This is a genomic window from Nocardioides sp. Soil_C_8, assembly GCF_057656315.1.
The window spans coordinates 122,987-146,953 of the sequence record NZ_JBDGKQ010000004.1 but is presented as its reverse complement, the minus strand read 5'-3'; the positions used below and the strand labels follow the sequence as shown (position 1 = coordinate 146,953).

The window sequence follows — 23,967 nt, the reverse complement described above, 5'->3', positions numbered from 1 at the left end:
CCCCCATGCTCCGATGGCTCACAGCAGGCGAGTCCCACGGTCCCTCGCTGGTGGCGATCCTCGAGGGGCTGCCCGCCCACGTCCGCGTCACCTCCGACGACCTCGCCGACTCGCTGGCCCGGCGCCGGCTCGGCTACGGCCGCGGCGCCCGGATGAAGTTCGAGCAGGACCAGGTCCGCGTGCTCGGCGGCGTCCGGCACGGTGAGACCCAGGGCGGCCCGGTCGCCATCGAGGTCGGCAACACCGAGTGGCCGAAGTGGGAGAAGGTCATGTCGGCCGACCCGGTCGACCCCGTGGAGCTCGAGGCGCTCGCCCGCAACGCCAAGCTGACCCGGCCGCGACCCGGCCACGCCGACCTCGTGGGGATGCAGAAGTACGACTTCGACGAGGCCCGCCCCATCCTCGAGCGGGCCTCCGCCCGCGAGACCGCGGCTCGCGTGGCGCTCGGCCGGGTGGCGTCCAACTTCCTCGAGCAGGCCGTCGGCGCCCGAGTGGTCTCCCACGTCGTCTCACTCGGCGGTGTGAAGGCGCCCGCCGGCGTCGTACCCGGTCCCGACGACGTCGAGCGGCTCGACGCCGACGAGGTCCGCTGCCTCGACCCCGAGGCCAGCGCCGCGATGGTGGCGCGGATCGACCAGGCCCACAAGGACGGCGACACGCTCGGCGGCGTCGTCGAGGTGGTCGTCCACGGCCTCCCCCCGGGCCTCGGCTCGCACGTGCACTGGGACCGGCGGCTCGACGCCCGGCTCGCCGGTGCGCTGATGGGCATCCAGGCCATCAAGGGGGTCGAGGTCGGCGACGGCTTCGAGCTCGCCGACACCCCGGGCTCGCAGGCGCACGACGAGATCGTCACGACCGACAACGGCCTGCGCCGCACCTCGGGCCGCTCCGGCGGCACGGAGGGCGGCATGTCCACCGGCGAGGTGCTGCGGGTGCGTGCCGCGATGAAGCCCATCGCCACCGTCCCGAAGGCGCTGCGCACCGTCGACGTGGCCACCGGCGAGGCGGCCGTCGCGCACCACCAGCGCTCCGACGTCTGCGCCGTGCCCGCGGCCGGCATCGTCGCGGAGGCGATGGTGGCGCTCGTGCTGGCGGACGCCGTGGTGGAGAAGTTCGGCGGCGACTCGGTGCGGGAGACCCGGCGCAACGCCGAGTCCTACCTCGACACCCTCAGGTTCCGCTGATGCCCCCTCGCGTCGTCCTCGTCGGCCCCATGGGGGCCGGCAAGACGACGGTCGCCGGCCTGCTCGGCGACGCCTGGGACCTGCCGGTGCGCGACACCGACGCCGACATCGAGGCCGGCACCGGCCGCGAGATCTCCGACATCTTCGTCGAGTCGGGCGAGGACCACTTCCGCGACCTCGAAGCAGCCGCGGTCGCCGCCGCGCTCGCGGAGCACGACGGGGTCCTGGCGCTCGGCGGCGGGGCGGTCCTCCGCGCGGAGACGCGTGAGCTGCTGGCCGGGCTCCCGGTGGTGTTCCTGCGGGTCGGCCTCTCCGACGCGGTGAAGCGGGTCGGCCTCGGGGTCGGGCGCCCGCTGCTGCTCGGCAACGTGCGTGCGCGCATCAAGGCGCTGCTCGACGAGCGCACCCCCGTCTACGAGTCCGTGGCCGCCCACACCGTCGACACCGACGGCCGCACCGCCGACGAGGTGGCGGCGGAGGTCCGGAGGCTTCTCGGATGACGAAGCGCCAGACCCGGAAGCAGCACCAGCGGACCCAGCAGCGGGCCCAGCAGCGAGCCCGATCGTCCGAGCCACCGGTTCGCGAGGAGTCGGGCGACACCGTGCTGCACGTCGGCGGCGCGTCGCCGTACGACGTGGTCGTCGGGCACGGGCTGCCCGACCGGTTGCCGGCGATCCTGGGTGGGTCGGTCGAGCGGGTCGCGGTGCTCTACGCCGGCACCCTCGGCGAGCTCGCCGACCCGGTGGTCGACGCCCTGGTGGAGCACTACGACGTCCTCGCGCTCGGCCTGCCCGACGGCGAGCGCGCGAAGACCGCGCCCGTTGCGTCCGACTGCTGGGAGGCACTCGGCGAGGCCGGCTTCACCCGGTCCGACGCCGTGGTGACCATCGGCGGGGGAGCGACCACCGACCTCGGTGGCTTCGTGGCCGCCACCTGGCTGCGCGGCGTGCGCGTGGTCCACCTGCCCACGACCCTGCTGGCCATGGTCGATGCCGCCGTCGGGGGGAAGACCGGGATCAACACCGGCGCCGGGAAGAACCTCGTCGGGGCCTTCCACGAGCCCGCCGGCGTGCTCTGCGACCTCGCGCTGCTGGAGTCGCTGCCGCACGAGGAGCTCGTCGCCGGGCTGGGCGAGGTCGTGAAGTGCGGCTTCATCGCCGATCCTGCCATCCTCGACATCGTCGAGCGCACCGACCCGGCCGCTCTCACCTGGGACTCCGACGAGCTGCGCGAGCTGGTCGAGCGGGCGATCCGGGTCAAGGTCGACGTCGTCGTCGACGACCTCAGGGAGACCGGCGGCGCCGACGGGCACCCCGGTCGCGAGGTGCTCAACTACGGCCACACCCTCGCGCACGCGATCGAGCGCACCAGTGACTACACCGTCCGCCACGGCGAGGCCGTCGCGATCGGGTGCGTCTACGTCGCCGAGCTCGCCGCGCGTGCCGGCAGCCTCGACCCGGCGCTCGTCGAGCGGCACCGGGCCACGTTGTCCCGCGTCGGCCTGCCGACGACGTACGACGCGGCGTCCTTCGACGACCTCCACGCCGCCATGAAGGTCGACAAGAAGGCACGCGGCTCGCAGCTGCGCTTCGTCGTGCTCGACGACCTCGCCACGCCGCGCATCCTCGCCGGGCCCAGCGAGGACGACCTGCGCGCCGCCTGGGCCGCGATCGGAGGGACGTCATGACGAAGGTCCTCGTCCTCAACGGCCCCAACCTGGGCCGGCTCGGGCGTCGGCAGCCGGAGATCTACGGATCGACGACCCACGCCGAGCTCGCGCACCAGTGCGTCGAGTGGGGCAGGGAGCTCGGCCTCGACGTCGAGGTCCGCCAGACCAACCACGAGGGCGAGCTGCTCGACTGGCTCAACGCCGCCGCCGACGATGGCCTGCGCGTGGTGCTCAACGCGGGTGCGTGGACCCACTACTCCCTCGCGCTGTGGGACGCGTGCGCCCAGCTCACCGCGCCGCTGGTCGAGGTTCACATCTCCGACCCCAAGCAGCGCGCCGAGGAGTTCCGCCACACCTCCGTCGTCGAGCCGCATGCGGTGGCGACGATCGCCGGGCAGGGCGTCGACGGCTACCGGCAGGCCCTCGAGGTGCTGGCCGGCGCCTAGGTCCGGCCCAGCAGGGCGCGGGTCGCTGCGTCGGCCGGGTAGAGCGCCTCGATCGCCAGCTCGGCCACCGTCACGTCGCCGGGCGTGCCGAAGACCGTCGTGGTCGTCAGGAACGACAGCACGTCGTCGCCGGCACGCAGCCGCAGGGTGAGGACGATCCCGGGTGCGGGATGCGGGCCCCGGACCGGGAACTCTGCGAGCAGCGCCGCGAGCCGCGGGTCGCCGGTGGTGTCGTGCTCGTGCCGGATCCGCGACATGATCGCGGTGCGCCACTCGTCGAGGTTGGCGATGCGCGGCGCGAGGCCGCGCGGGTCCAGGCTCAGCCGTACGACGTTGACCGGCGGCTCCAGCAGCTCGGCCGGCACCTCCGCGAGCAGGCGGTAGGCGGCCTCGTTGGCGGCGACGAGGTCCCAGCCCCCGTCGATGACGAGGGCCGGGTAGGGCTCGTGCCCGGAGAGGATCTGCTCGAGCGCCTCGTTGACCTCCGCGAGGGCGGGTGCTCCGAGCGGCAGCTCCGAGGTGTCGGGCACGAACCCCGCGGCGGTGAACAGCCGGCGTCGCTCGCGCAGCGGGACGGCCAGCGCCTCGCTGAGCTGCCCGACCATCGACGGGCTCGGGCGCGCCTTGCCGGTCTCGATGTAGGACAGGTGGCGGGTGGAGACCCCGCACTGGTCCGAGAGCGCCTGCTGGGACAGCCGCCGGCGCTGTCGCCACTGCCGCACCAGGGAGCCCACGTCGGTCGGCGCGGACGCGTCGAGGGGGACGTCGAGGGTCATGGTGGTCACTGTGTCAGCCCTTCCGCACCAGCCACACCTGCCCCGCGGCGAAGACGCCCACGACGACCGCCTGCAGCACGGTCCAGACGACCCCGAGCGTCGTGAGCCCGCCCAGGATGGCGTAGGCCAGGCTGGCGACGACCCAGACGACGTTGAGCTCCGCGAGCGCGGCGACCCCACGTCGGGGGACGGGGCGCCTCGTGGCCAGGACCGCCACCCCCACGGCGACGAGGACGAGGAACCCGCCGAGGGAGCGGACGAGGGCCTCGGGCGCACCGAGCCAGTCGGCGAGCCAGGCGCCGGCGACGACGTACGCGAGGCCGTTGACGCCGGTCGTGACGGCGTCGACGAGGAGGAAGGGGCCGGCGACCGGGAGGGTGATCCCGCCTCCGGAACGTGTCGAGGTGGTCGTGATCTGCTGTGTGGTGGTCATGGCCTCAGGCTGGTCGCCATCGTGACGCGCGGCCATGACGTCGGAGGTCATGACGGCACCGCGGGTGGCACGATCGCGTCATGGACGCCCCGGTGGACCTCACTGCCCTCGCCATCAACGTCGTGGTCCCCGAGGAGCTGCGCTGGCGTGACACGCGCCGCGACGAGGAGTTCGAGCTCCAGTCGCTCACGATCAGGATGCTGCCCGACGGCACCCTCGCGGCGAAGGCCTACGGACGCCCGGTCGCCGGGGGACGGGGTGCGTACGTCTCGTTCCCGGTGCCGGACCGGCCCGAGCTGGCTGCCCTCGTCTCGGCGGCGGCGGACGAGGCGGCCCGCAGGTGGGCCGCCCACGCCTGACCCGGCCTGCGCCGGGTCCTGTGCTTGGATCGCCGGGTGCTGCCCTTTCGCCAGGTCGATGTGTTCAGCGCCGAGCCGTGGCTCGGCAACCCGCTCGCGGTCGTGCACGACGCGGACCGGCTCAGCGATGACCAGATGGCGCGCTTCGCGCGGTGGACCAACCTGTCCGAGACGACGTTCCTGTGCACGCCCACCGACCCGGCGGCCGACTACCGGGTGCGGATCTGGACCACCACCGGCGAGCTGCCGTTCGCGGGCCACCCGACCATCGGCAGCGCCCACGCCTGGCTGGAGGCCGGGGGAGTTCCCCGTGGCGAGGCGGTGGTGCAGGAGTGCGGTGCAGGGCTCGTCGACGTACGACGCTCGCCGCGGCTCGGGTTCGCTGCCCCGCCCCTGCGTCGCTCGGGTCCGGTCGACGCCGACCTGCGGGCGCGGATCGTCCGCGCGCTCGGCATCTCCGACGACGCGGTGCAGGACATGGCGTGGATCGACAACGGGCCCGGCTGGGTCGGCGTCGACCTCGGGGCGGCCGAGTCCGTGGTCGCCGTCGTGCCCGACGTCGCCGCGTTCACCGACCTCAAGGTGACGATCCTCGGTCGCTGGGGGACGGTCACGGCCGGCGAGCTCGGTGCCGACGTCGAGGTGCGCGCCTTCTACGCCGACGGCCGCGAGTTCGGGGAGGACCCGGTCACGGGGAGCGCCAACGCCGGGCTCGCCCAGTGGCTCATCGGCACCGGCGCGCTGCCGTCGTCGTACACCTCCCGCCAGGGCAGCGTCATCGGCCGCGAGGGCCGGGTGCGGCTCGAGGCCGTCGACGACCAGCTGTGGGTCTCCGGCGACGCCGTCACCCGGATCGTGGGCGAGGTCGACCTCTGACGGGGAGGCGCGCTCATCCTGTGCCGCGGCGCAGGATCGCGGCGAGGCGGTCGTAGCCGCGCCGCTCGGCGTGCTGCAGCGGCGTGACTCCGTCGCGGTCGGCGATCGACGGATCCGCACCCGCCGCGAGGAGGATCCGCACGATGTCCTGGTGCCGGTCGCCGCCGTCACCGAGGATCACCGCCTCGAGCATCGCGGTCCAGCCGAGGTCGTTGACGTGGTCGAGGTCGACGCCCGTCGTGACCACCCGGCGCAGGTAGGCGACGTGGCCACGCTCGCTGGCGGGGATCGGCGACAGGCCTCCGAACCGGTTGCGGACGGTGAGGTCGGGCCGAGCCGGGAGCAGGGTCTCGAGCATGGCCACGCTGCCCGTCACGCCCGTGACGAGCCACGGGGTGTCGTGGCGGTCGTCGAGGGCATCGGGGTCGGCGCCCATCGCGACGAGGAGCGCGGCCACGTCCACGTGGTCGAGGGTGGACGCCAGGAGCAGGGCGGTGCGGTCGTGCTCGTCGCGCACCTCGATGTCGGCGCCCGCCCGCAACGCGATCGCCACCGCGTCCGGGTCACCGGACTCGGCCGCCTGCAGGAGAGCGGCACCAGGGTCGGACGGGCGGCCGGCCGTGGTGATCGTCCGCAGGACGCGCTCGAGTCCGCCATGCCCGCGCGAGACGGCCATCTCGAGCGGGGTGAGCCCCGCTGACGGTGACCTGCGCCCGAGCTGGGCGCCGCCGGCCGCCAGCGCCCGCACGGTCGTGGCGTAGGACGGGGTGTCGTCGCCGAGCCAGACCGCCTCGTGGATCGCGTGGTAGCCGATCCGGTTGACGTGGTCGCGGTCGATGCCCGCCCGGAGGAGCTCACCGACGACCAGCGCGTGCCCGCGCTCGGCGGCGCGGATCAGCCCGGTGCCGTTCCAGCTGTCCTTGTCGTCGACCTCCGCCCCGCTCTCGAGTGCGAGGCGCAGGAGCTCGAGGTGGCCCTCGCTCGTCGCGACGAGGTAGGCCGACTGCTGGGTCGCGTCCTTGGCGTTGACGTCCGCACCCCTCGCGACGAGGCGCCGCGCCAGAGGCACGTCATCGGACCACGCGGCGTCGCGCAGCCGCTCGTCGAGCACGGCCTGCTGCTCCGCGTCGGGGGATGGTGGGCTCACGGGCTCCTCCTGGCTGCTGGTCACGGTTGCGGTGGGGGTCGGCTCGGGCGGTTCGCGCCGCGGGACGGGGTCGCCGCCGCACGCCCCCACCACGAGGGCGAGCGGGAGGACGACGCCCGCCGTCCGGATGGTCGGCCTCATCGCGTCGGGTCGGTCAGGACCTCGTAGGGACCGGTGGCGACTGCCTCGTCGAACTTGCTGTCGACGTAGAGGATGCGTCCCCGAAGGACCTTGGCAGTCGTCAGCACGCGGTCGGCCGCCGTTGCCTCCTGGCCCAGCAGCACGGCCCGGGACCCGTCGGCCGACAGGCGGAGCGTGGCGATCATCCGGCTGAAGTTGCGCACCACCTGCAGCCGGTTGCCGCGCCGCACCAGCCCGTCGGCGTCGACGAGGTCGGCTCCGTCGGTCGCGACCTGCGACACCGAGCCGGTGCGGGCGTCGAAGCGCCACAGCAACCCCGCGTTGCCCTGCGCGACCACGAAGGCGCTGCGGTCCGCGGTCAGCACGATGCCGCCGAGGTTGAACCCCGCGAGCCGCTCGATCCGGTCGGTCGCGTCCGCCCACAGCGTCGCCTGCCACCCGGCACCGTCGTCGGCGACCCGGAACACCTGGGCGTCGTTCGAGTTGGTGAAGTAGGCCGCTCCGTCGGCTCCGATCGCCACGTCGTTGAGGAAGACGTCGTCGCCGGGTGCACGGAGCGCGGCGAGCAGCGTGCCGTCGGCGTCGTACACCCAGAGGTCGGGTCGTCCGGTGCCGATGCCGTTGGGCCCGCCCGCGACGTACACACGACCCTCGTCGTCGACGGTGATGCCGCGAGCGGTGAACCGGCCGTCGGTGCCGACGCCGGCGAGCCACTCCTCGGTCACGGCCGAGCCGACGGTGCCCCGGTGGACCTCCCCGCCGGTGACCTCGCTGACGTAGAAGAGACCACGGCGCTCGTCGGCGCCGATGCCCTCGAACTTGGAGCCGACCGGGCTGGTCGTGTCTCCCGTGAGCAGGTACGTCGTGGGGCGGGCGGGATCGGCCGTCGCCGGCGCGACGGCCGTCGTGCACAGGGCAGCGACGACGGCCGCGGTGGCGATCGTGAGGGTCGGACGTGCCTGGCGGGCCACGGTGAGCTGCATGGTGATCTCCTGGGACGGGGCGATGGACGACGTCGAGTCTGTGCGCGGCACGCACGGACGTGCGTCGGACGAGCGGCCACGGCTGGGTAGCCGATCGGTTGATGCGACCCACGTGCACCCTCCCTAGGGTGGATCGACCATGACGACCGCCACGAACCCTCTGGATCGGCGCGCCGGGGTGCAGGGCATCCTGGCTCCCGCGAGCCGGTTGGACCGCTGGCTGCTCGCGGTGCTCATCGTGCTGCTCGTCTCCAGCGCCCTGCGGTACGTCGACCGGCACGGGCTCGGCGGCACCGGCTTCCTGGTCCTCGCCGGTGCGGTGGCCCTCGGGCTCGCCTACGCCACTCGTGGCCTGCTCGCGTCGCGCACGTGGTGGCCCACGACCTGGGTGGTCGGGATGGTCGTCCTCTGGGGCCTCCTGACGGCCGTGGCTCCGTCGTTCGCGTGGTGCGCCGTCCCGGTGGCGTTCGCCGTGCTCCGGGTGCTGCCGTTCGCCTGGGCGGTGGCGACGGTGGTCGCGATGACGGTGCTCCTGACTGCTGCCTGGCAGCGGATCGGGGACGGCTTCGACCTCGTGCAGGTCGTCGGACCGGTGAGCGTCGCGGTGGTGACCGTGCTGGCCTACCGAGCGCTGGACCTCGAGTCCCGGGCCCGCCAGGAGCTGCTGGACCGGCTCGTCGACGCGCAGGACGAGCTGGCAGACGAGCAGCACCGCACGGGGGCGCTCGCCGAGCGCACCCGACTCTCGCGCGAGATCCACGACTCCGTGGGTCAGGGGTTGTCGAGCATCAACCTGCTGCTGCAGGCGGCCGACCAGGAGTGGGACGGCCACCCGGGACGGGCGCGCGACCACGTGCGGACCGCTGCCGCGACGGCGCGTGACGGGCTGGAGGAGGTGCGCCGCGTGGTGCGTGACCTGGCACCCTCGGAGCTCGACGGGACCAGCCCGACCGGTGCCCTGCCGTCCGCGCTCCGACGGGTGGCGGCGCAGGCCGGCCCGGGGATGGCAGTGGAGGTGCGCTTCGACGGGGCACCCCTGGCCCTCCCCGTCGACGTCGCGGCCGCCATCGAGCGCAGCGCCCGGGGTGCCCTCGCGAACGTCCGGGAGCACGCCCGCGCCGACCGTGTCGTCGTCACGCTGACCTACCACCCGGACGAGGTCGTGCTGGACGTCCACGACGACGGCCGGGGCTTCGACCCCGGACAGGTCCGACCACGCGGCTCGCGTGGGCGGGGGCTGGCGGGGATCCGCGACCGGGCCTCGTCGCTCGGAGGCGTCGCCCACGTCGAGAGCACGCCGGGCGAGGGCGCCACCGTGTCGGTCCACCTCCCACTCCGACCCGCAGAGGAGCCGACGTGATCCGCATCGTGCTGGTGGACGATCACCCCGTGGTGCGCGCAGGGCTGCGGGCCCTGGTCGACGGCCAGGCCGACCTCACCGTCGTGGCCGAGGCCGACGGGCTGGACGCTGCGGTGGTCGTCGTGGACCGGGAGCGCCCCGACGTGGTGCTCATGGACCTCAACCTGGGCGAGGGCCGGCCCGGGGGAGCGGAGGTGACGACGACGCTGCGTGGCCTCGCCGACCCGCCCGAGGTGCTCGTGCTCACGACGTACGACACCGAGGCCGATGTCATGCGGGCGCTCGACGCCGGGGCCCGGGGCTACCTCCTCAAGGACGCGCCCCCGGACGAGCTCTTCGCCGGGATCCGGGCCACCGCCCGTGGCGAGACGGTCCTGGCGCCGTCCGTGGCCGCGACCCTGGTGCGTCGCACCGGACCGGGCGCCACGGCCATCACCGAGCGGGAGGTGGAGGTCCTCGAGCTGCTCTCCCGCGGGATGGGCAACCGGGAGATGGCTCGGGAGCTGTTCGTGTCGGAGGCGACGGTGAAGTCCCACCTCACCCACATCTACACCAAGCTCGGCGTCGACACGCGCGCCGGCGCCGTCGCGGCCGCCATCGAGCGGCGGATCATCCGCACCTGACGGCGTCGTGTCCGCCGCGAGCGACAGGCCACGACGGACCATGCGGGACTCGCCCGACGGTCGGCCGGAGGCACCGAGGGCTGGGTCCGGCAACGAGGGTAGGCGAGCATCGTGGCGCTGTCCCCCGAACGGCCGGACCGGTATGGACCTGTGGACAGTGAGCGTGGCCGCTCCGCGCTAGGTCGCGCGCAGGGCGCGTTCGCGCACCACGTCGTCCTCCCACGCGTCGCCGATGTGGAACCTCTTGCGGCCGACCGGCACGAAGCCGTGGCGGGCGTAGAAGGCGTTCGCGCGGGCGTTCTCCTCGCTGACACCGAGCCACGCTCCTCGCGCCTCGGTGGCGCCGGCCGCTGCGAGGGTGTGGTCCATCAGCAGGCCGGCCGTCCCGGAGCCGTGGTGGCCGGGGTGGACGTAGAAGCGCACCAGCTCGATCGTCGGGCGGTGCCGGAGCGCCGCCGCCACGTCCGGGTCGAGCGGCTCGCCGAGGAGCAGCATCGCGTAGCCGACCGGGTCCTCGCCGGGCGCGTCCTCGGCGAGGAGCAGGGTGCACGCCGGGTCGGTGAGGTGGCCCCGGAAGCTGGCCGGGTCGAGCCGGGCGGCGATGTGGGTGGCGAGGAGGTCGGCGGGTGTCTGCGGGGTGCAGGCGAGGGGGAAGGTGAGCGCCGCCAGCCGGGACAGGCCCTCGGCGTCGGCCTCGCTCGCACGACGGACGGTCACGGGCACGCCGGCAGGGTATCGCCGCGCGCCGCGTGGTCGAGCGCGCTCGTCACGCGCATCCGGGCCGTGGTGTCGGGGTAACGGTGTCGGCGAGGGACGAACCCGACGACGACACGACGAGGAGGCGCGGTGGGCCTGACGAGCGCGTTGCAGGCAAGACGTGGACCCGACGAGCTGGTGCTGGTGCGCCACGGCGAGAGCGCCGGCAACATCGCCGACAGCGAGGCCCGCGACGCGGACGCCGAACGGCTCGAGCTCTCGGCGCGGGACGCGGACGTCGAGCTCTCCGCCAACGGCGAGGAGCAGGCACGCACCCTCGGCCGATGGGCCGCCGCGCTCGCCGAGGGCGACCGCCCCGACCTCGTGGTCAGCTCGCCCTACCGTCGCGCGGCCGAGACCGCCCGTGCCGCGTTGGCCGACCTCGACATCGAGCTCCTGATGGACGAGCGGCTGCGCGAGCGCGACCTCGGCCTGCTCGACGGCCTGACCGGCAAGGGCATCCGGGCGCGACACCCCGAGGAGGCCAAGCGCCGCTCGCACGTCGGCAAGTTCTACTACCAGCCCCCATCGGGGGAGAGCTGGGCCGACGTGGTGCTGCGCGCGCGCAGCCTGCTGGCCGACCTGCGCGAGGGGTACGACGGCAAGCGCGTGTGGCTGTTCACGCACCAGGCGGTGATCATGTCGTTCCGCTACGCGCTGGAAGGGCTCGAGGAGGCCCAGCTGCTCGAGATCGACCGGACCACACCCATCCCGAACGCGTCCGTGACCCGCTACCGCAGGCGGCCGGACGGCCTGGTGCTGGAGACGTTCGCCAGCGACGAGCACCTCGAGCCCGGCCCGGCGGAGAAGACCGACGAGGACGACCAGGCAGGGGAGGCGCCCGATGCCTGACGGCAGGCTCGTCGACGCAGCGCTCCTGCGGGACTGGCCGCTGCCCGACCTCGGCTCGGACAAGGAGGAGCGCGGCCGGCTGGTGGTCGCGGCCGGCGGCCGGGAGACCCCGGGAGCCGGCCTCCTGTCGGCCGAGGGTGCGTTCCGGGTGGGCGCCGGCAAGATCCAGCTCGCGACCGCGAGGTCGTGCGCCCCCGTGCTCGCCGTCACGCTCCCCGAGCTGATGGTCACCGGGCTCGCCGAGGACGACGGCGGCTCGCTGCACCCCGACGAGGCGGACCGCCTGGTCGAGTACGCCGACAGCAGCACCGTCCTCCTCGGTCCCGGCTTCACCGACCCCGACGTGTCCGACGCGCTCGTGCGCCGGGTCCTGCCCCGGCTCGGGGGCAAGGTCGTGCTCGACGCACTGGCCACGGCGTACGTCACCGACAACCACGAGGAGGTGGCCGCGCTCGACGCGACGCTGGTGCTCACCGTGAATCCCGACGAGCTGGCCCACTGCCTCGGCGTCGGCGGCGACGAGGTGTCCGAGGACCTGGAGGCCCACACGGCCCGGCTCGCTGCCCGGACGCGCTCGGTCGTCGTGTGCGGCGGCCCGGTCAAGGTCGTCGCCCACCGTGACGAGGTGTGGCGCGTCGAGGCCGGCAATCCCGGGCTCGGGACGGCCGGGTCGGGCGACGTCCAGGCGGGGATCGTGGCCGGGCTGCTGGCCCGCGGCGCCGAGCCCACCCAGGCGGCCGTGTGGGGTGCGTGGCTGCACGCCACCGCCGGCGACCGTCTCGCAGACCGGGTGGGACCGGTGGGCTACCTGGCCAGGGAGCTGCCAGGCGAGCTGCCGGGGCTGCTAGCCGAGCTGGGTGGCGGCTGACCGGTCCAGACATCCGTAGTAATGCTGATGCGGCTGCCTCGCCGCCACGGTCACACTCGAGGTGCAACGACAGGGGAGGAAGACCATGGGAAGCGTCCTGAGCAGGAGCGCCCACGCGGACCAGCTGGAGGCGGAGGTGCGCGACGCGATGTGCTGCGTCCCGACCGACCGCTGCTGGGAGTGCCAGGTGAAGCTGGGGGAGGTGCGCGCGGCGCGCCGTGACGCCCTGCTGCACTCGATGAGCACGGTCCGACCGCGCCGGCCCGTCTGGTGATGGTCCGGGACGGCGCGGCCGGCGCAGGCAGCGCCGGACGCGTCCCGCACTCGGTCGCGGCACGCAGCAGGGACGAACGACGCGAGGCTGCGCGTGACCGCGCGACGCTCGAGTTCGGTGACCGGGCCGACGCGGCCCTCGACGTCCTCGAGCTCCTCGAGCTCGCCTGGCACGACAGCCACGGCGACCCGGCACCTCCGACCGACGTCGTCGAGGACGTCTGGCAGGTCGCCGCGGGCGACCTCGGCCGGCTGGCCTCGGCGTCGCGGCTCGCCGTCACCGACCGCCGCGACCTCCGACTGGCGGCCGACGAGGTGCGCGCAGGAGTCTGAGGGCACGCTGGTCTCCAGCGCTAGCGAAGCGCCGGCGCGCCGAACCGCTCGGCGATGACACCGTGCCGGAGCCCGCGGTCGCTGACCGTGACGGCTTCCTGGCCGGCGAGCTGCAGGATCGAGCGGACGATGCATGCCCCGGCGAGGATCACCTCGGCCCGGGCGGGCTGCAGGCCGGGGATCCCTCGCCGTTCCTCGGCCGAACGGGTCCGGAACGCCTCGATCTGTCGGTCCACCTCGCGCGCCTCGAGGATCGTCCCGTGGACGACCTCCGGGTCGTAGTGGTCGAGGCCGTGCCTCACGGCTGCCAGGTTGGTGGAGGTGCCGCCCATCCCGATCACCATGTCGGGCCGCGGGCGGTCCGCGATGTCGGAGAGCTCGGACGCGATCGCACGCAGGGCTGCGTCGACCGTCTCGCGGGGTACGGCGTCCCCCAGCCCGAACCGTTCGGCGAACCGCACGGCGCCCACGTCGACGCTGAGCTGATCCTCGATCCGGTCCGCGCTCCCGAGAGTGAACTGGCTGCTCCCGCCGCCGGAGTCGTACACCATCAGCCGGTCGCCGGTCAGTGGGAGTGTCGACACCGCGGCGGTGTAGGCGAGCCGAGCCTCGTCCCGGCCCGAGATGACCTCCACCGTGACGCCGCAGCGGCTCTGGACGGCTGCCACGAGCTCGTCCCGGTTCGACGCCTGCCGCAGGCCGGCGGTGCCCACGGCGACGATGTCGAGCGGACCGTCGCGTCGGGCTCCGGTGACGAGGTCCTCGATGGCGTCGACCGTGCGACCCATCGAGGCGGCGGTCAGCCTCCCGGCTGCCGCCAGGCCCTCACCGAGCCTCGTGACCACGGCGGTCTCCGACTCGACGTGCGGGACGCCGTCCTCGTCGCGCCGGCCGAGGGCGAGCTTGACGGAGTTGGTGCCGACGTCGATGACGGCGAATCGCCTCGGTCCCCAGCCGAGCAGCGACTTGAGCCCTCGGGGCACGCAGACGTTGGGTCGGTCGTCCAGGCCCAGCCGTCCGACTGTCCGGGAGACCAGCCCGGCGTCGGGGGACTCCACGGCGACGGTCAGGACGGTCCTGCCCCCGGCGCTCGTCTCGGTCAGCTCGACCATGCAGTCGTCCACGACCGAGCGGCGACGGCGCTTGCCGGTGGCCACGGCGCACAGGTCGTCGCGGGGAGCGACGAGGTCCTCGAGGAGCTGCTCCCGGCTGACCTCGGAGGGACCGGTGGGAGGAGGGGGCCCGCCGAGGGCTGCGAAGGCGGCCGTGACGGCTCCCGAGTCGAGCGGGAAGGGAGCCTTCATCGTCGGCACCCACAGCTGCAGCCCGGCGCCACTCACCCGCTGCAGGACCTTGACGTCGAGGACGCCGTCCCGCACCTTCACCGACGCGTCGCCGTACATCGACAGGACGTAGGTCTCGTCGCTGGCGACGGGTGCCACGGTCCGCAGGGGCTCGAGCGCGCCGACGCCGTCGAGGTCGTCCCCGAAGGTCCGCCACTCCCAGCGCGGTACGACGACCGGCGCTGAGGGGTGGGTCGGGTGGTCGCTCATCGGACTGTCGGGCCTGCCCGGGTCACGCCCGCGCGTCCGCCTCCGCTGGTGAGCCGGCCGAGAGCTCGGCGGCGAAGAACTCGAGTGCCGTCTTCGTCTTCGTCTGCTGCTCGCCCGACACGTCGAGGCCCTTCGCGGCGAGGAAGGCCCTCAGCTCTGCCGCGGCCTGGAAGGCCTCGGAGGGCGGAGCCTTGGCCGAGAGCTCGACGATCCTCGACCCGTCCGGGTAGAACCAGAGCTCCGCGACGAGGCGCGTGCTGAGCTCCAGGGGGCGGAGCCTGAGCTTGAACACCGTGATCGGACCCAGGACGGACAGGTCGTCCAGGGCCACGCCGTCGGGTGCGTGGGCCGCGTAGAACTGGCGCTGCTCCTTGGAGAACAGCGTGCGGATGCCCTTCCTGCCGGCCGCGACCTGCTTCACCGCCTTCGGACCGAGCGCGCCCTTCATGGAGGCCGAGCACACGAAGCCACCTGGCATGGCGTCGACCTCGACGACCAGGTTGTCCGACGTCCTCTCCTCCTGGACGTCCTTGGGGACGACGGGCCTCAGCTTGACCACGGAGTCGTCCCCGCGCCCCTGGACGCGGCGCGCCCGGACGACCACGCCGACCGCGTTGAGGGCGAGGCCGGGGGTGTCGAAGAAGAAGACCTGCCGGATCTGCGCGTCCAGCGGGTCGACCCCCAGGGCCACCGCGGCCTGTCGTCGGTGGGAGTCCGGCACCGTCAGCTTGAGCTCGACGCTGTCGGCGTCCTTCGTCAACGCCAGCATCTCGCCGACCTGGGTGTCGGTGAGTCGGGCCGACGTCTCGTCGGAGGTCACGGACATCCTTCGCTCCCTTCGGGGGTGGGAGGGCGCGTCGCCCGGATCGCCCTGTCGGACACTCTCCAGCGCCGCGACGTGCCGGGCATCACCCGGAGCGTGTGACGTGCCGGCCGAGCCTCGGCCCCTGGCGGCCCGCCCGGTGAGGCCGGTGAGGCCGGTGAGGATGGTGGCGACGGAGTCCGGGCTGGGCATCTGCCTGATGACGTCGCCGAGGCGTCGTGCGGCCTGTCGTTCGGGCGCGGTCTCCTCGACCATGGCGGTGACGGCCGCCGCGATCGAGGTCGGCGGCGCACCGGGCGGGACGACGCGAGCCGCACCTTCGGCGGCGAGGTGGTCGGCGTTCCAGAACTGGTCGGCCCCCTGGGGGACGACGACCTGCGGAAGTCCGAGGGCGAGCGCCCCGATGACGGTGCCGGTGCCGCCGTGGTGGACGACCACGTCGACGTGCGGCAGAACCTGTGCCTGCGGGACCTCCTGCTCGACGTGCACCGTCGGCGGCATCTCACCGAGGGCGCCTGGACTCGTCCGGGGCCCGGTCGCCACGAGCACCTCGCACCCGCTGCCGGCGACGGCGAGCGCAGTCGTGCGGAGCAGCTCCTCGGTGCCGAAGACCGTACCCATGGTGACGTACACCCGCGGGGCACGTCGCGACTCGAGCAGCCACGGTGGGACGGGCCGATCCGGGGACCAGGCGGTCGGCCGCATCGCGACCGAGGGGAACGGCGGGGTGGCCGTGGGGTCCTGGAGGAAGGGTGGGTGGGGGTCGATGAGCGCCTCGGCCAGGGCGCGGGGCGAGGGCGTCGGGGCGATCGCCGCCGTGGCGGTGTAGATGTCCGACCACTGGTGCCCCCACCCGACGATGGCCTGGCAGAAGGTCCGGATGCCGGCCCGGTGGGCAGCGATGGCGGCGCCGACGTCCGTCTGCTCGAAGACGACGACGTCCGGACGTTCGCGCTGCAGCACGCCTGCCATGACGCCGACGACGTGCGGCGCGCAGAGCTCCACGAAGAGCGTCCGTCCCACGGGCGCGTCCGGGCCCAGTCCGTCACTCTCGATGCGGCGACCGATCTCGGCCATCGCCTCGGCGAAGGACCAGGACTCCTCGGCCCCGACGACCGTCCGGAAGGGGACCCGGCCGGCGAACTCCTCGCCAGTGGCCAAGACCACCGTCGCCCCCGCGCGCTCGAGCGCGAGACCCAGCGGCACGAGAGGATACACGTGACCGAACGCGGGCAGGGCGGCGAGGACGACCCTCATGTGGTCACCGTCCTCCGGTCGCCCCGGCCGAACGTCACCCGGAGCAGGTGAGGCCATCCGGGGCACGTGCCGCGAGCGTGGAGGGGACCCAGGCCCACCAGCGGAGGCGCCATGACGGACAAGCCGAACATCCTCATCATCTGGGGCGACGACATCGGCATCAGCAACCTGAGCTGCTACAGCGACGGGTTGATGGGATATCGGACGCCGAACATCGACCGGATCGCGGATGAAGGGGTGCGCTTCACCGACTACTACGGCGAGCAGAGCTGCACCGCCGGCCGGGCGGCGTTCATCACCGGCCAGAACCCCTACCGGACCGGCCTGACCAAGGTCGGCTTCCCCGGTATGGACAGCGGTCTCCGGGCCGAGGATCCGACGATCGCGACGGCGCTCAAGGACCTCGGCTACGCGACCGGGCAGTTCGGCAAGAACCACTTCGGGGATCGCGACGAGTTCCTGCCGACGGTGCACGGCTTCGACGAGTTCTTCGGCAATCTCTACCACCTCAACGCCGAGGAGGAGCCCGAGCTCCCCGACTATCCGACGGAGGAGGAGTTCCCGGGATTCCGGGAGCGGTTCGGCCCGCGCGGCGTCATCCACTGCTGGGCCGACGGCGAGGGCGGCCAGCGGATCGAGGACACCGGTCCGCTCACCCGGGAGCGGATGAAGACGATCGACGACGAGGTCGTGCCGGAGGCGCTGCGGTTCATGTCCGAGGCGAAGGACGCCGACACGCCCTTCTTCGTCTGGCTCAACACCACCCACATGCACTTCCGCACGCACATCAAGGACGAAAGCCGGGGTCGGGCCGGCCGGTGGCAGTCGGAGTACCACGACGTGATGTGCGACCACGACGACCTCGTGGGTGACGTGCTCGCCTTCCTCGACGACAACGGGCTCGCCGAGGACACGATCGTCATGTACTCCACGGACAACGGACCGCACATGAACTCGTGGCCGGACGCCGGGATGACGCCGTTCCGCAACGAGAAGAACTCGTGCTGGGAGGGCGCCTACCGCGTCCCGGCGGTGGTGCGCTGGCCGGGACGCATCCCAGCAGGCACGGTGCTGAACGGTCTGGTCAGCCACAACGACTGGTTCGTCACCCTCCTCGCCGCCGCCGGCGACACGGACGTCGCGGAGCGGCTCAAGGCCGGGACCGAGCTCCACGGCAGGAGCTACAAGGTGCACCTGGACGGCCACAACCAGCTGGACTACATCACGGGCGAGGCCGACCAGAGCCCGCGTCGGCACTTCTTCTACGTGTCTGACGACGGTGACCTGACTGCGATGCGCTTCGACAACTGGAAGCTCGTCTTCCTCGAGCAGCGCGCCGCCGGCACGCTGCAGGTGTGGGCCGAGCCCTACACCCAGCTGCGGGTGCCCAAGATCTTCAACCTGCGTACCGATCCCTACGAGCGGGCGGACATCACGTCCAACACCTACTACGACTGGATCCTCGACCACGCCTGGCTGGTCGTGCCCGCGCAGATGTACGTCGCGCGCATGGTCAGCGTCCTGGCGGAGTTCCCGGCCAGGCAGGAGCCGCCGAGCTTCAGCATCGACCGGGTGCTGGAGAAGCTGCAGGCCGGCATGGGCAGCAGCTGAGATGGCCGTCGACCTCCCCGGCGGGGTCTTCAGGATGGGCTCGGACACCCACTACGCGGAGGAGAGTCCGACCCATCGCGTGCGGGTCGGGGCCTTCTCGATCGACGAGACGACGGTGACGAACGCGGAGTTCGCAGCGTTCGTGGCCGACACCGGCCACGTGACGGTGGCCGAGCGGCCCCTGGACCCGGCCGAGTTCCCGGACGCACCTCCGGAGAACCTCGTCCCGGGGTCGATGGTCTTCACCCCCACGCGAGGGCCGGTCGACCTGCGGCACCTCAGCCAGTGGTGGCGCTGGAAGCCGGGCGCGTGCTGGCGCCACCCACGTGGCCCGAGGAGCTCCCTCGACGGCCTCGAGGACCACCCGGTGGTGCACGTCGCCCACGAGGACGCGCTCGCGTACGCGGAGTGGGCCGGCGCGGCCCTGCCAACCGAGGCGGAGTGGGAGTACGCCGCACGCGGCGGCCTGGACGGGGCGACGTACACCTGGGGCGACGAACCGCGACCGGGTGGTCAGATCATGGCGAACACCTGGGACGGTCCGGACTTCCCGTGGCGCAGCACGGGCGAGAGCGGCTTCCTGCGCACAGCCCCCGTGGGCAGCTTCCCGCCCAACAACTATGGGCTCCACGACATGGCCGGCAACGTGTGGGAGTGGACCGACGACTGGTGGACCAGTCGGCACCCCGACGACGCGGGCTCGCCGTGCTGCGCACCGGAGAACCCCCGCGGGGGTGACATGCAGGCGAGCTACGACCCGGCACAGCCGCAGTTCCGCGTCGGGCGGAAGGTCATCAAGGGCGGCTCGCACCTGTGCGCCGACAGCTACTGCCTGCGCTACCGACCGGCCGCGCGCAGGCCGCAGCCCGTCGACACCGGCATGAGCCACGTCGGGTTCCGCTGCGTACGCCGCCTCGCTCGAACGGGGGAGGAGACGACGTGACCGGGTCACCTCAGGACGTGCTGCCGTCCTGGCGCGACGGCGCCGCTCGCGACGCACTGGTCGCCTTCCTCGACGCGTCGGAGGACATCCCAGAGCACGAGCGGCTCGCCTGCTTCGACAACGACGGCACCCTGTGGGTCGAGCGTCCCGACTACGTGCAGCTCGTCTTCTTCGTCGACGCACTCGGCCGTGCGGTCGCTCGCGACCCCGACCTCCGGCACCGCCCGGAGTACGCCGCCCTGCTCGACCGGGACGTCGCGGCGATGGGTGACCTCGGGCTCCCGCGCATCGCCGTGGCGCTCACGGAGCTGTTCGCGGGCGTGTCACCCGAGGCCTTCACCGAGCGGGTGCGGCAGTTCATGTCCGGTGCCCGCCACCCCGTGCTCGACCGACCGCTCCGGTCGCTGGTGTACCAACCGATGCTCGAGCTGGTCGACGAGCTGCGTGCCCGGTCGTTCAGCATCGCCATCGTGACCGGAGGCGGCACCGAGTTCGTCCGTGCGGTCAGCGAGGAGCTCTACGGCGTGCCGCCCGAGGCCGTCGTGGGCACGCTGATCGAGTACGACTTCGCCGGCGGCGACCGGCCCTCGCTGCGACGCACCACACGTGTCGTCGGAGGTGCCAACGAGGGGGCGACCAAGGTCGTCAACATCCAGACCCAGCTCGGCCGGCGCCCCGTCGTGGCCGCGGGGAACAGCGACGGCGACACCGAGATGCTGGCCTGGGTGGGCAGCGGGGACGGGCCCACCCTCGCGCTCCTGGTGGACCACGACGACGCCGAACGCGAGTTCGCCTACTCCGGGCAGAGCGTCTCCCTGTCCGGGACCGAGCCCGTGCTCGACACCGCTGCCAGGCTGGGATGGACCGTCGCCCACATCGCCACCGACTGGGAGCGGGTCTTCCCCGACAGCTAGCTCCGGGGGATGGCGACCGTGCCGCGTGGCGTGACCAGCGCGGAGAGCCCGGCGGGTCCGGACCAGAGGTAGGTGCCGGCATCGACGCGCTCGTAGGACCACGAGCCTGCGGTCTTCCCACGGTGGTGCCGCCGGCACAGGGGTGCGAGCGACTCGGGCGAGGTCTGGCCCGGCGGTCCGCCGTCGCCCGGGTCCTCGAAGGGTGCGCGGTGGTCGAGGTCGCACTGGCGCGCGGACCGACCGCACCACGGGAAGACGCAGGACTCGTCCCGGAGCCGCACCTCGTCGGCCATCCGCGGCGGCGGGTCGTGCCGGTCGACCGACCAGCGGTCGTCGGCCGCGACATGGATGACGGGCTGCACCGTCACGCAGGAGCGGCCGGCCCAGTCGCGGACCAGGTCGAGGGTCACCGGACCGAGCGCCTCGGCGGAGCCGGTCGCTCCCGCGTCGCCCGCGACCACGTCGGCGAGCGATGCGTGGAGATAGAGCCGGACCTTCGCGTCGCGGCGGCCGAGTGCCTGCCGCCGCGCCTGCTCGTGTGCCTCCGGGGCCGGAGCGTCGAGGAGAGCCGTCAGGTCGAGGCGCGCCTGGGCGTCGGCGATCACGCCGAGTGCCTTGGCCTTGCGGATGCCGAGGTCGTCGGTGTCGCCGAGCGCTCCCAGCGCCTCGGCCTCGGCGCACACGACGTCGTGGAAGCGGGTCAGGTCGAGGGTGTCGCCGGCGGCCCGCAGCTCGGACGTGCCGGTGTAGTGACGGGGATCGGGGTGGACCAGCACCACGTCCCAGGACTGCCGTGCCGCCGCCTCTCGCTCACCGTGGTCCTCCTCGTCGCAGCGGGCGGCTGCCTCGGCGACGAGCCGGTCGAGCGCGGGAATACTCAGTGACGACACGCGGTCGGCGACCTGTCGGTCGAGCCAGCGCGCCGCCTCGAGGGACAGGTGCCTGGTCCGCGCAGCGACGCGTCGTGCCTTCCACGCCGGGACGAGCTGAGCGCGGGTCCGGTCCCAGAGGAGCGGGAGCCGGTGGTTCAGGTCGAGAGCATCGGCGAGGAGGGCTGCGGCGGAGGTCGGCGAGCAGCCCAGCGCGACCGCCAGCGGCTCAGGCGCGAACGCGGCGACCGACGGCGTGCCTGCTCCTCCGAGGGTCTCGGGCGTCGTCAGCACCGACGGGAGCGACGCACCGCCCGGCGTCTCGCAGGCATCGAGCGCGGGACGGGCGATCGCCCACTGGTAGGCGATCCGGAGCTTGTGGACCTCTGCCTCGCGCAGCAGCGCCTCGACCTCGGACGCCTCGGCGAGCAGCGCGCCCTCAGCGAGGTCAGCCAGGTCGTCGACCCGGGTCCACGTGAGGGTGTCGGTGCTTTCCATGGACCTACTCAACCAGAGCCCACCGACACTGGATGACGGCGCCGGAGCGGCCTGTGGAGAGCTGAGATCACCTGCTCCGGACGTCGTAGTACCGGTTGATGCGGCGCCTCACAACCGTGCCGGGAGGGAAGTGTCGGGCGACGCTACTCATGTCGTCAACGGCCTCGCGCACCATCGTGCGCGCCGTCTGTGGCGTGCAGTAGGCCGGATCGAGCCAGCCTCCGGCCTCCAGGCTTGATCGGATCGCCTCGTCAACGTCGGCACGTGACAGATCGGAGTCGACGACCAGGGCGGTCGAGGTGGCGTGGTGTGAGTTCGTGCCGGCGAACCCGCGTCCGCACCCACAGGGCCCGTCGGGGTCACGCTTGTCGCTCGCGCAGGGCTCCTGCATGTAGACGAGCTCGCCCTCGATGCAGTGGTCGTAGTCGCCCGTCACGTCACCGTTGGTCTGGTGTGTCGCCACGAGGATTCGCATGGAAGCAGCCTCGGCCGAGCCACCGACAGCTGAGTCCGGACATCCACAGCTGGCCGGTCCGCTCGCACCCTTGTGGACCGTCAGTCGCCGGCCGCGCGGCCGACGTACAACCAGGCCTCGACGACCCGCCCGGACGACAGTGTCACGGGTGCCACGACACGCTCGTAGCCGTCACCCTCGAACTCGTCGAGCCGCGGCCACTCGGCGTCGAGCGACGCGGAGGTGAGCACGAAACCGGCCACCGGGTCGGCGTCGTCGCGCAGGACCAGTGCCGGGAAGCCCGACGCCGCTCCCCAGCCGCGATCGTGGAGGTCGCCGCGGACGGTGCCTTCGTCCCAGGTGCCTGGCACGTCGGCGAGCACGTGCTCGTTCGGCCGTCCCGGCGCGAGGGTGCCGTAGACGAACAACCGCTGCATCAGAGCGAGGCGAGCCACTCGTCGATGGGGACGTCGCCGTCGCCGAAGACGAGGGTCTGGCGGTGCGCGCGGGGGTCGCCCAGCACGGCGAGCACGACCTGGGCGACGAGCTCGCGCGAGGTGGTGTCGCCCTCGCCGGAGCGGGCGTGCGGGTTGACCGTGCCGCGGCCGGGCTCGAGGGTCAGGCTGCCCGGACCGAGGACCGTCCAGTCGAGGCCCGACGCGCGCAGGTGCTCGTCGGCGGCGATCTTGGCGTCCTGGTAGTGCCGGAACGGGTTGTCCTCGGGCACGAGGGAGTCGCCATCGGCCCCGGAGAACGACACCATCACATAGCGCCCGACGCCGGCCGTCTGCGCCGCGTCCATCGACCGGATGGCCGCATCGCGGTCGACCGCGTAGGTGCGCTCGGGGTCGCCGCCACCGGCGCCGGCCGACCAGACGACCGCGTCCTGACCGGACAGCAGGTCGGCCATGGCGTGGGTGTCGGCGTCCTCCACCGAGGACACCAGCGCGGTGGCACCGGTGGCCTCCACGTCCGCCACGTGGTCCGGGTTGCGGATCACCGAGGTGACCTCGTGCCCCGCCTCCACGAGCAACGGTGCCAGGAGAAGTGCGATCTTGCCGTGTCCGCCGATGATGGTGACTCGCATGGTGTCGACGCTACACACGGCTAGGTTGGCGCGGGTGCAGACCTCGACCCACGACCACGAGGCGCAGGCCGAGCGCGAGTGGGCGTGCCTGACCCTCCTCGACGAGCACGCGCCGGGCCTCGCACCGAGGCCGCTGCGGCGCGAGGACGGCGACCAGCCGGTGATCGTGATGTCGCGCGTCGCGGGGGAGGTGCTGCCCGCTCGGCCCCTCACGACGGGCGAGACCGGTGGGCTCGGGTCCGCACTGCGCCGGCTGTACGACGTACCGGTCGAGGCGGTGGCTGCGGCCGGGATCGGACCGCGGAGGTACGGCGCCGACGTCCTGCCCGACGTGCTGGTGGGGTGGCTCGCCGACGACCACGACCTGGCGGAGTGCCGGGACCCGGCGCTGGTGGCGGACGCCGTGGCCCTCGCGCGGGCGTACGTCGCCGCGCCGCCGCTGCCGGAGCCGCGGCTGACCGCCCTGGGGATCGCCGACCTCAACCCGGCCAACGTCCTCGTCCACGGCGACGACGTCCGGCTCGTCGACTTCGAGGACGGCGGACTCAGCGACCCGGCGTACGAGCTCGCGGACCACGTCGAGCACCTCGGCAGCCGGCTGCCCGGCGTGTACGACGCCCGCGCCCTCGCCGGTGCAGTCGGCCTGGACGCGGAGGAGCAGCATCGGATGGACGCCTACCGGCCCCTGTTCGGTGCGTTCTGGCTGGCGATGCTCCTGCCGGGCAACGGCAGCTGGCGACGCAACCCACGTGGCACCACGGAGGCGCAGGCCGCGCATTTCATGGCTCTCGCGGGCCACCACTAGACTTGTCGGTCGGCGCCGGGCCCGTGGCCCGCCCACGGACTCCTTGACAACTCGACGAAGGCGGACAACACAGA

The 23,967-nt window shown here is 73.2% G+C and carries 27 protein-coding genes; 16 read left to right on the top strand and 11 right to left on the bottom strand.

The window, feature by feature from the left end:
- Positions 1-5: 5 nt before the first annotated feature.
- Genes aroC through AC3A3L_RS17660 form a run of 4 tightly spaced genes read left to right on the top strand, consistent with a single transcriptional unit; the run spans position 6 to position 3,299 of the window.
- On the top strand, positions 6-1,184 hold the full coding sequence (aroC, locus tag AC3A3L_RS17675) for a chorismate synthase (RefSeq protein ID WP_487641355.1): 1,179 nt from the start codon (positions 6-8) through the stop codon (positions 1,182-1,184).
- Positions 1,184-1,684: a shikimate kinase gene (locus tag AC3A3L_RS17670; RefSeq protein ID WP_487641354.1), complete on the top strand. Its 501-nt coding sequence runs from the start codon at positions 1,184-1,186 to the stop codon at positions 1,682-1,684. The genes aroC and AC3A3L_RS17670 overlap by 1 nt, the downstream gene beginning before the upstream one ends.
- Complete coding sequence (aroB, locus tag AC3A3L_RS17665) at positions 1,681-2,871, top strand: 3-dehydroquinate synthase (RefSeq protein WP_487641353.1); 1,191 nt, start codon at positions 1,681-1,683, stop codon at positions 2,869-2,871. Before AC3A3L_RS17670 ends, aroB begins: the two co-directional genes overlap by 4 nt.
- Positions 2,868-3,299 (top strand): type II 3-dehydroquinate dehydratase, encoded by a 432-nt coding sequence (locus AC3A3L_RS17660; protein WP_487641352.1) that lies wholly within the window; start codon positions 2,868-2,870, stop codon positions 3,297-3,299. The genes aroB and AC3A3L_RS17660 overlap by 4 nt, the downstream gene beginning before the upstream one ends.
- Here the strand turns inward: AC3A3L_RS17660 and AC3A3L_RS17655 are convergent.
- Positions 3,296-4,075: a helix-turn-helix domain-containing protein gene (locus tag AC3A3L_RS17655; RefSeq protein ID WP_487641351.1), complete on the bottom strand. Its 780-nt coding sequence runs from the start codon at positions 4,073-4,075 to the stop codon at positions 3,296-3,298. The genes AC3A3L_RS17660 and AC3A3L_RS17655 overlap by 4 nt on opposite strands.
- Before the next feature lie 13 nt (positions 4,076-4,088).
- Positions 4,089-4,508 (bottom strand): hypothetical protein, encoded by a 420-nt coding sequence (locus AC3A3L_RS17650; protein WP_487641350.1) that lies wholly within the window; start codon positions 4,506-4,508, stop codon positions 4,089-4,091.
- An 80-nt stretch (positions 4,509-4,588) separates the two neighbouring features.
- Between AC3A3L_RS17650 and AC3A3L_RS17645 the strand changes: the two genes are divergently transcribed.
- Both AC3A3L_RS17645 and AC3A3L_RS17640 read left to right on the top strand, forming a co-directional pair.
- Complete coding sequence (locus AC3A3L_RS17645; RefSeq protein ID WP_487641349.1) at positions 4,589-4,867, top strand: hypothetical protein; 279 nt, start codon at positions 4,589-4,591, stop codon at positions 4,865-4,867.
- A 36-nt stretch (positions 4,868-4,903) separates the two neighbouring features.
- Positions 4,904-5,743, top strand: a complete 840-nt coding sequence (locus AC3A3L_RS17640; protein ID WP_487641348.1) for a PhzF family phenazine biosynthesis protein — start codon at positions 4,904-4,906, stop codon at positions 5,741-5,743.
- A gap of 13 nt (positions 5,744-5,756) precedes the next feature.
- On the opposite strand, the gene AC3A3L_RS17635 is transcribed toward AC3A3L_RS17640, so the two are convergent.
- Together AC3A3L_RS17635 and AC3A3L_RS17630 are read right to left on the bottom strand one after the other, a co-directional pair.
- A complete protein-coding gene (locus tag AC3A3L_RS17635) occupies positions 5,757-6,890 on the bottom strand; it encodes an ankyrin repeat domain-containing protein (RefSeq protein WP_487641347.1) in 1,134 nt (377 codons plus the stop codon).
- A 137-nt stretch (positions 6,891-7,027) separates the two neighbouring features.
- A complete protein-coding gene (locus tag AC3A3L_RS17630) occupies positions 7,028-8,014 on the bottom strand; it encodes an SMP-30/gluconolactonase/LRE family protein (protein WP_487641346.1) in 987 nt (328 codons plus the stop codon).
- A gap of 139 nt (positions 8,015-8,153) precedes the next feature.
- On the opposite strand from AC3A3L_RS17630, the gene AC3A3L_RS17625 reads away from it, so the two are divergent.
- The gene (locus AC3A3L_RS17625) at positions 8,154-9,374 is read left to right on the top strand and encodes a sensor histidine kinase (protein WP_487641345.1); all 1,221 of its coding nucleotides are present in this window, start codon (positions 8,154-8,156) and stop codon (positions 9,372-9,374) included.
- Positions 9,371-9,997, top strand: coding sequence for a response regulator (locus AC3A3L_RS17620; RefSeq protein WP_487641344.1), 627 nt, complete (start codon positions 9,371-9,373; stop codon positions 9,995-9,997). The genes AC3A3L_RS17625 and AC3A3L_RS17620 overlap by 4 nt, the downstream gene beginning before the upstream one ends.
- Positions 9,998-10,174: 177 nt before the next feature.
- Here the strand turns inward: AC3A3L_RS17620 and AC3A3L_RS17615 are convergent, their stop codons facing one another.
- Positions 10,175-10,720, bottom strand: a complete 546-nt coding sequence (locus AC3A3L_RS17615) for an N-acetyltransferase family protein (protein WP_487641343.1) — start codon at positions 10,718-10,720, stop codon at positions 10,175-10,177.
- A 123-nt stretch (positions 10,721-10,843) separates the two neighbouring features.
- Between AC3A3L_RS17615 and AC3A3L_RS17610 the strand changes: the two genes are divergently transcribed.
- The 4 genes from AC3A3L_RS17610 to AC3A3L_RS17595 all read left to right on the top strand — a co-directional run bounded on the left by AC3A3L_RS17610 (position 10,844) and on the right by AC3A3L_RS17595 (position 13,079).
- Complete coding sequence (locus tag AC3A3L_RS17610; protein ID WP_487641342.1) at positions 10,844-11,605, top strand: histidine phosphatase family protein; 762 nt, start codon at positions 10,844-10,846, stop codon at positions 11,603-11,605.
- Entirely contained in the window at positions 11,598-12,473 is an 876-nt protein-coding gene (locus AC3A3L_RS17605) for an NAD(P)H-hydrate dehydratase (protein ID WP_487641341.1), read from the top strand. Before AC3A3L_RS17610 ends, AC3A3L_RS17605 begins: the two co-directional genes overlap by 8 nt.
- A gap of 85 nt (positions 12,474-12,558) precedes the next feature.
- On the top strand, positions 12,559-12,747 hold the full coding sequence (locus tag AC3A3L_RS17600; RefSeq protein ID WP_487641340.1) for a hypothetical protein: 189 nt from the start codon (positions 12,559-12,561) through the stop codon (positions 12,745-12,747).
- Complete coding sequence (locus AC3A3L_RS17595) at positions 12,744-13,079, top strand: hypothetical protein (RefSeq protein ID WP_487641339.1); 336 nt, start codon at positions 12,744-12,746, stop codon at positions 13,077-13,079. Before AC3A3L_RS17600 ends, AC3A3L_RS17595 begins: the two co-directional genes overlap by 4 nt.
- 20 nt (positions 13,080-13,099) lie before the next feature.
- Here the strand turns inward: AC3A3L_RS17595 and AC3A3L_RS17590 are convergent, their stop codons facing one another.
- Positions 13,100-14,632, bottom strand: coding sequence for a Ppx/GppA phosphatase family protein (locus AC3A3L_RS17590; RefSeq protein ID WP_487641338.1), 1,533 nt, complete (start codon positions 14,630-14,632; stop codon positions 13,100-13,102).
- Positions 14,633-14,654: 22 nt separating this feature from the next.
- Positions 14,655-16,712, bottom strand: coding sequence for a glycosyltransferase (locus tag AC3A3L_RS17585; RefSeq protein ID WP_487641337.1), 2,058 nt, complete (start codon positions 16,710-16,712; stop codon positions 14,655-14,657).
- 111 nt (positions 16,713-16,823) lie between these two features.
- Here AC3A3L_RS17585 and AC3A3L_RS17580 point away from each other — a divergent pair, with 111 nt between their 5' ends.
- Genes AC3A3L_RS17580 through AC3A3L_RS17570 form a run of 3 tightly spaced genes read left to right on the top strand, consistent with a single transcriptional unit; the run spans position 16,824 to position 20,180 of the window.
- Complete coding sequence (locus AC3A3L_RS17580) at positions 16,824-18,323, top strand: arylsulfatase (RefSeq protein ID WP_487641336.1); 1,500 nt, start codon at positions 16,824-16,826, stop codon at positions 18,321-18,323.
- Between the two features lies 1 nt (position 18,324).
- Positions 18,325-19,266, top strand: a complete 942-nt coding sequence (locus tag AC3A3L_RS17575) for a formylglycine-generating enzyme family protein (protein ID WP_487641335.1) — start codon at positions 18,325-18,327, stop codon at positions 19,264-19,266.
- A complete protein-coding gene (locus AC3A3L_RS17570) occupies positions 19,263-20,180 on the top strand; it encodes an HAD family hydrolase (protein ID WP_487641334.1) in 918 nt (305 codons plus the stop codon). Before AC3A3L_RS17575 ends, AC3A3L_RS17570 begins: the two co-directional genes overlap by 4 nt.
- On the opposite strand, the gene AC3A3L_RS17565 is transcribed toward AC3A3L_RS17570, so the two are convergent.
- The 4 genes from AC3A3L_RS17565 to AC3A3L_RS17550 form a co-directional block, all read right to left on the bottom strand.
- Positions 20,177-21,547, bottom strand: coding sequence for an HNH endonuclease signature motif containing protein (locus AC3A3L_RS17565; RefSeq protein ID WP_487641333.1), 1,371 nt, complete (start codon positions 21,545-21,547; stop codon positions 20,177-20,179). The two genes, AC3A3L_RS17570 and AC3A3L_RS17565, sit on opposite strands and share 4 nt — an antisense overlap.
- A 67-nt stretch (positions 21,548-21,614) precedes the next feature.
- Positions 21,615-22,022, bottom strand: a complete 408-nt coding sequence (locus AC3A3L_RS17560; protein ID WP_487641332.1) for a DUF7715 family protein — start codon at positions 22,020-22,022, stop codon at positions 21,615-21,617.
- Between the two features lie 80 nt (positions 22,023-22,102).
- Positions 22,103-22,438, bottom strand: coding sequence for a gamma-glutamylcyclotransferase family protein (locus AC3A3L_RS17555; RefSeq protein WP_487641331.1), 336 nt, complete (start codon positions 22,436-22,438; stop codon positions 22,103-22,105).
- Positions 22,438-23,088: an SDR family oxidoreductase gene (locus AC3A3L_RS17550; RefSeq protein ID WP_487641330.1), complete on the bottom strand. Its 651-nt coding sequence runs from the start codon at positions 23,086-23,088 to the stop codon at positions 22,438-22,440. Before AC3A3L_RS17550 ends, AC3A3L_RS17555 begins: the two co-directional genes overlap by 1 nt.
- Before the next feature lie 34 nt (positions 23,089-23,122).
- On the opposite strand from AC3A3L_RS17550, the gene AC3A3L_RS17545 reads away from it, so the two are divergent.
- Entirely contained in the window at positions 23,123-23,893 is a 771-nt protein-coding gene (locus AC3A3L_RS17545) for an aminoglycoside phosphotransferase family protein (RefSeq protein ID WP_487641329.1), read from the top strand.
- The last annotated feature ends 74 nt before the right edge of the window (positions 23,894-23,967 follow it).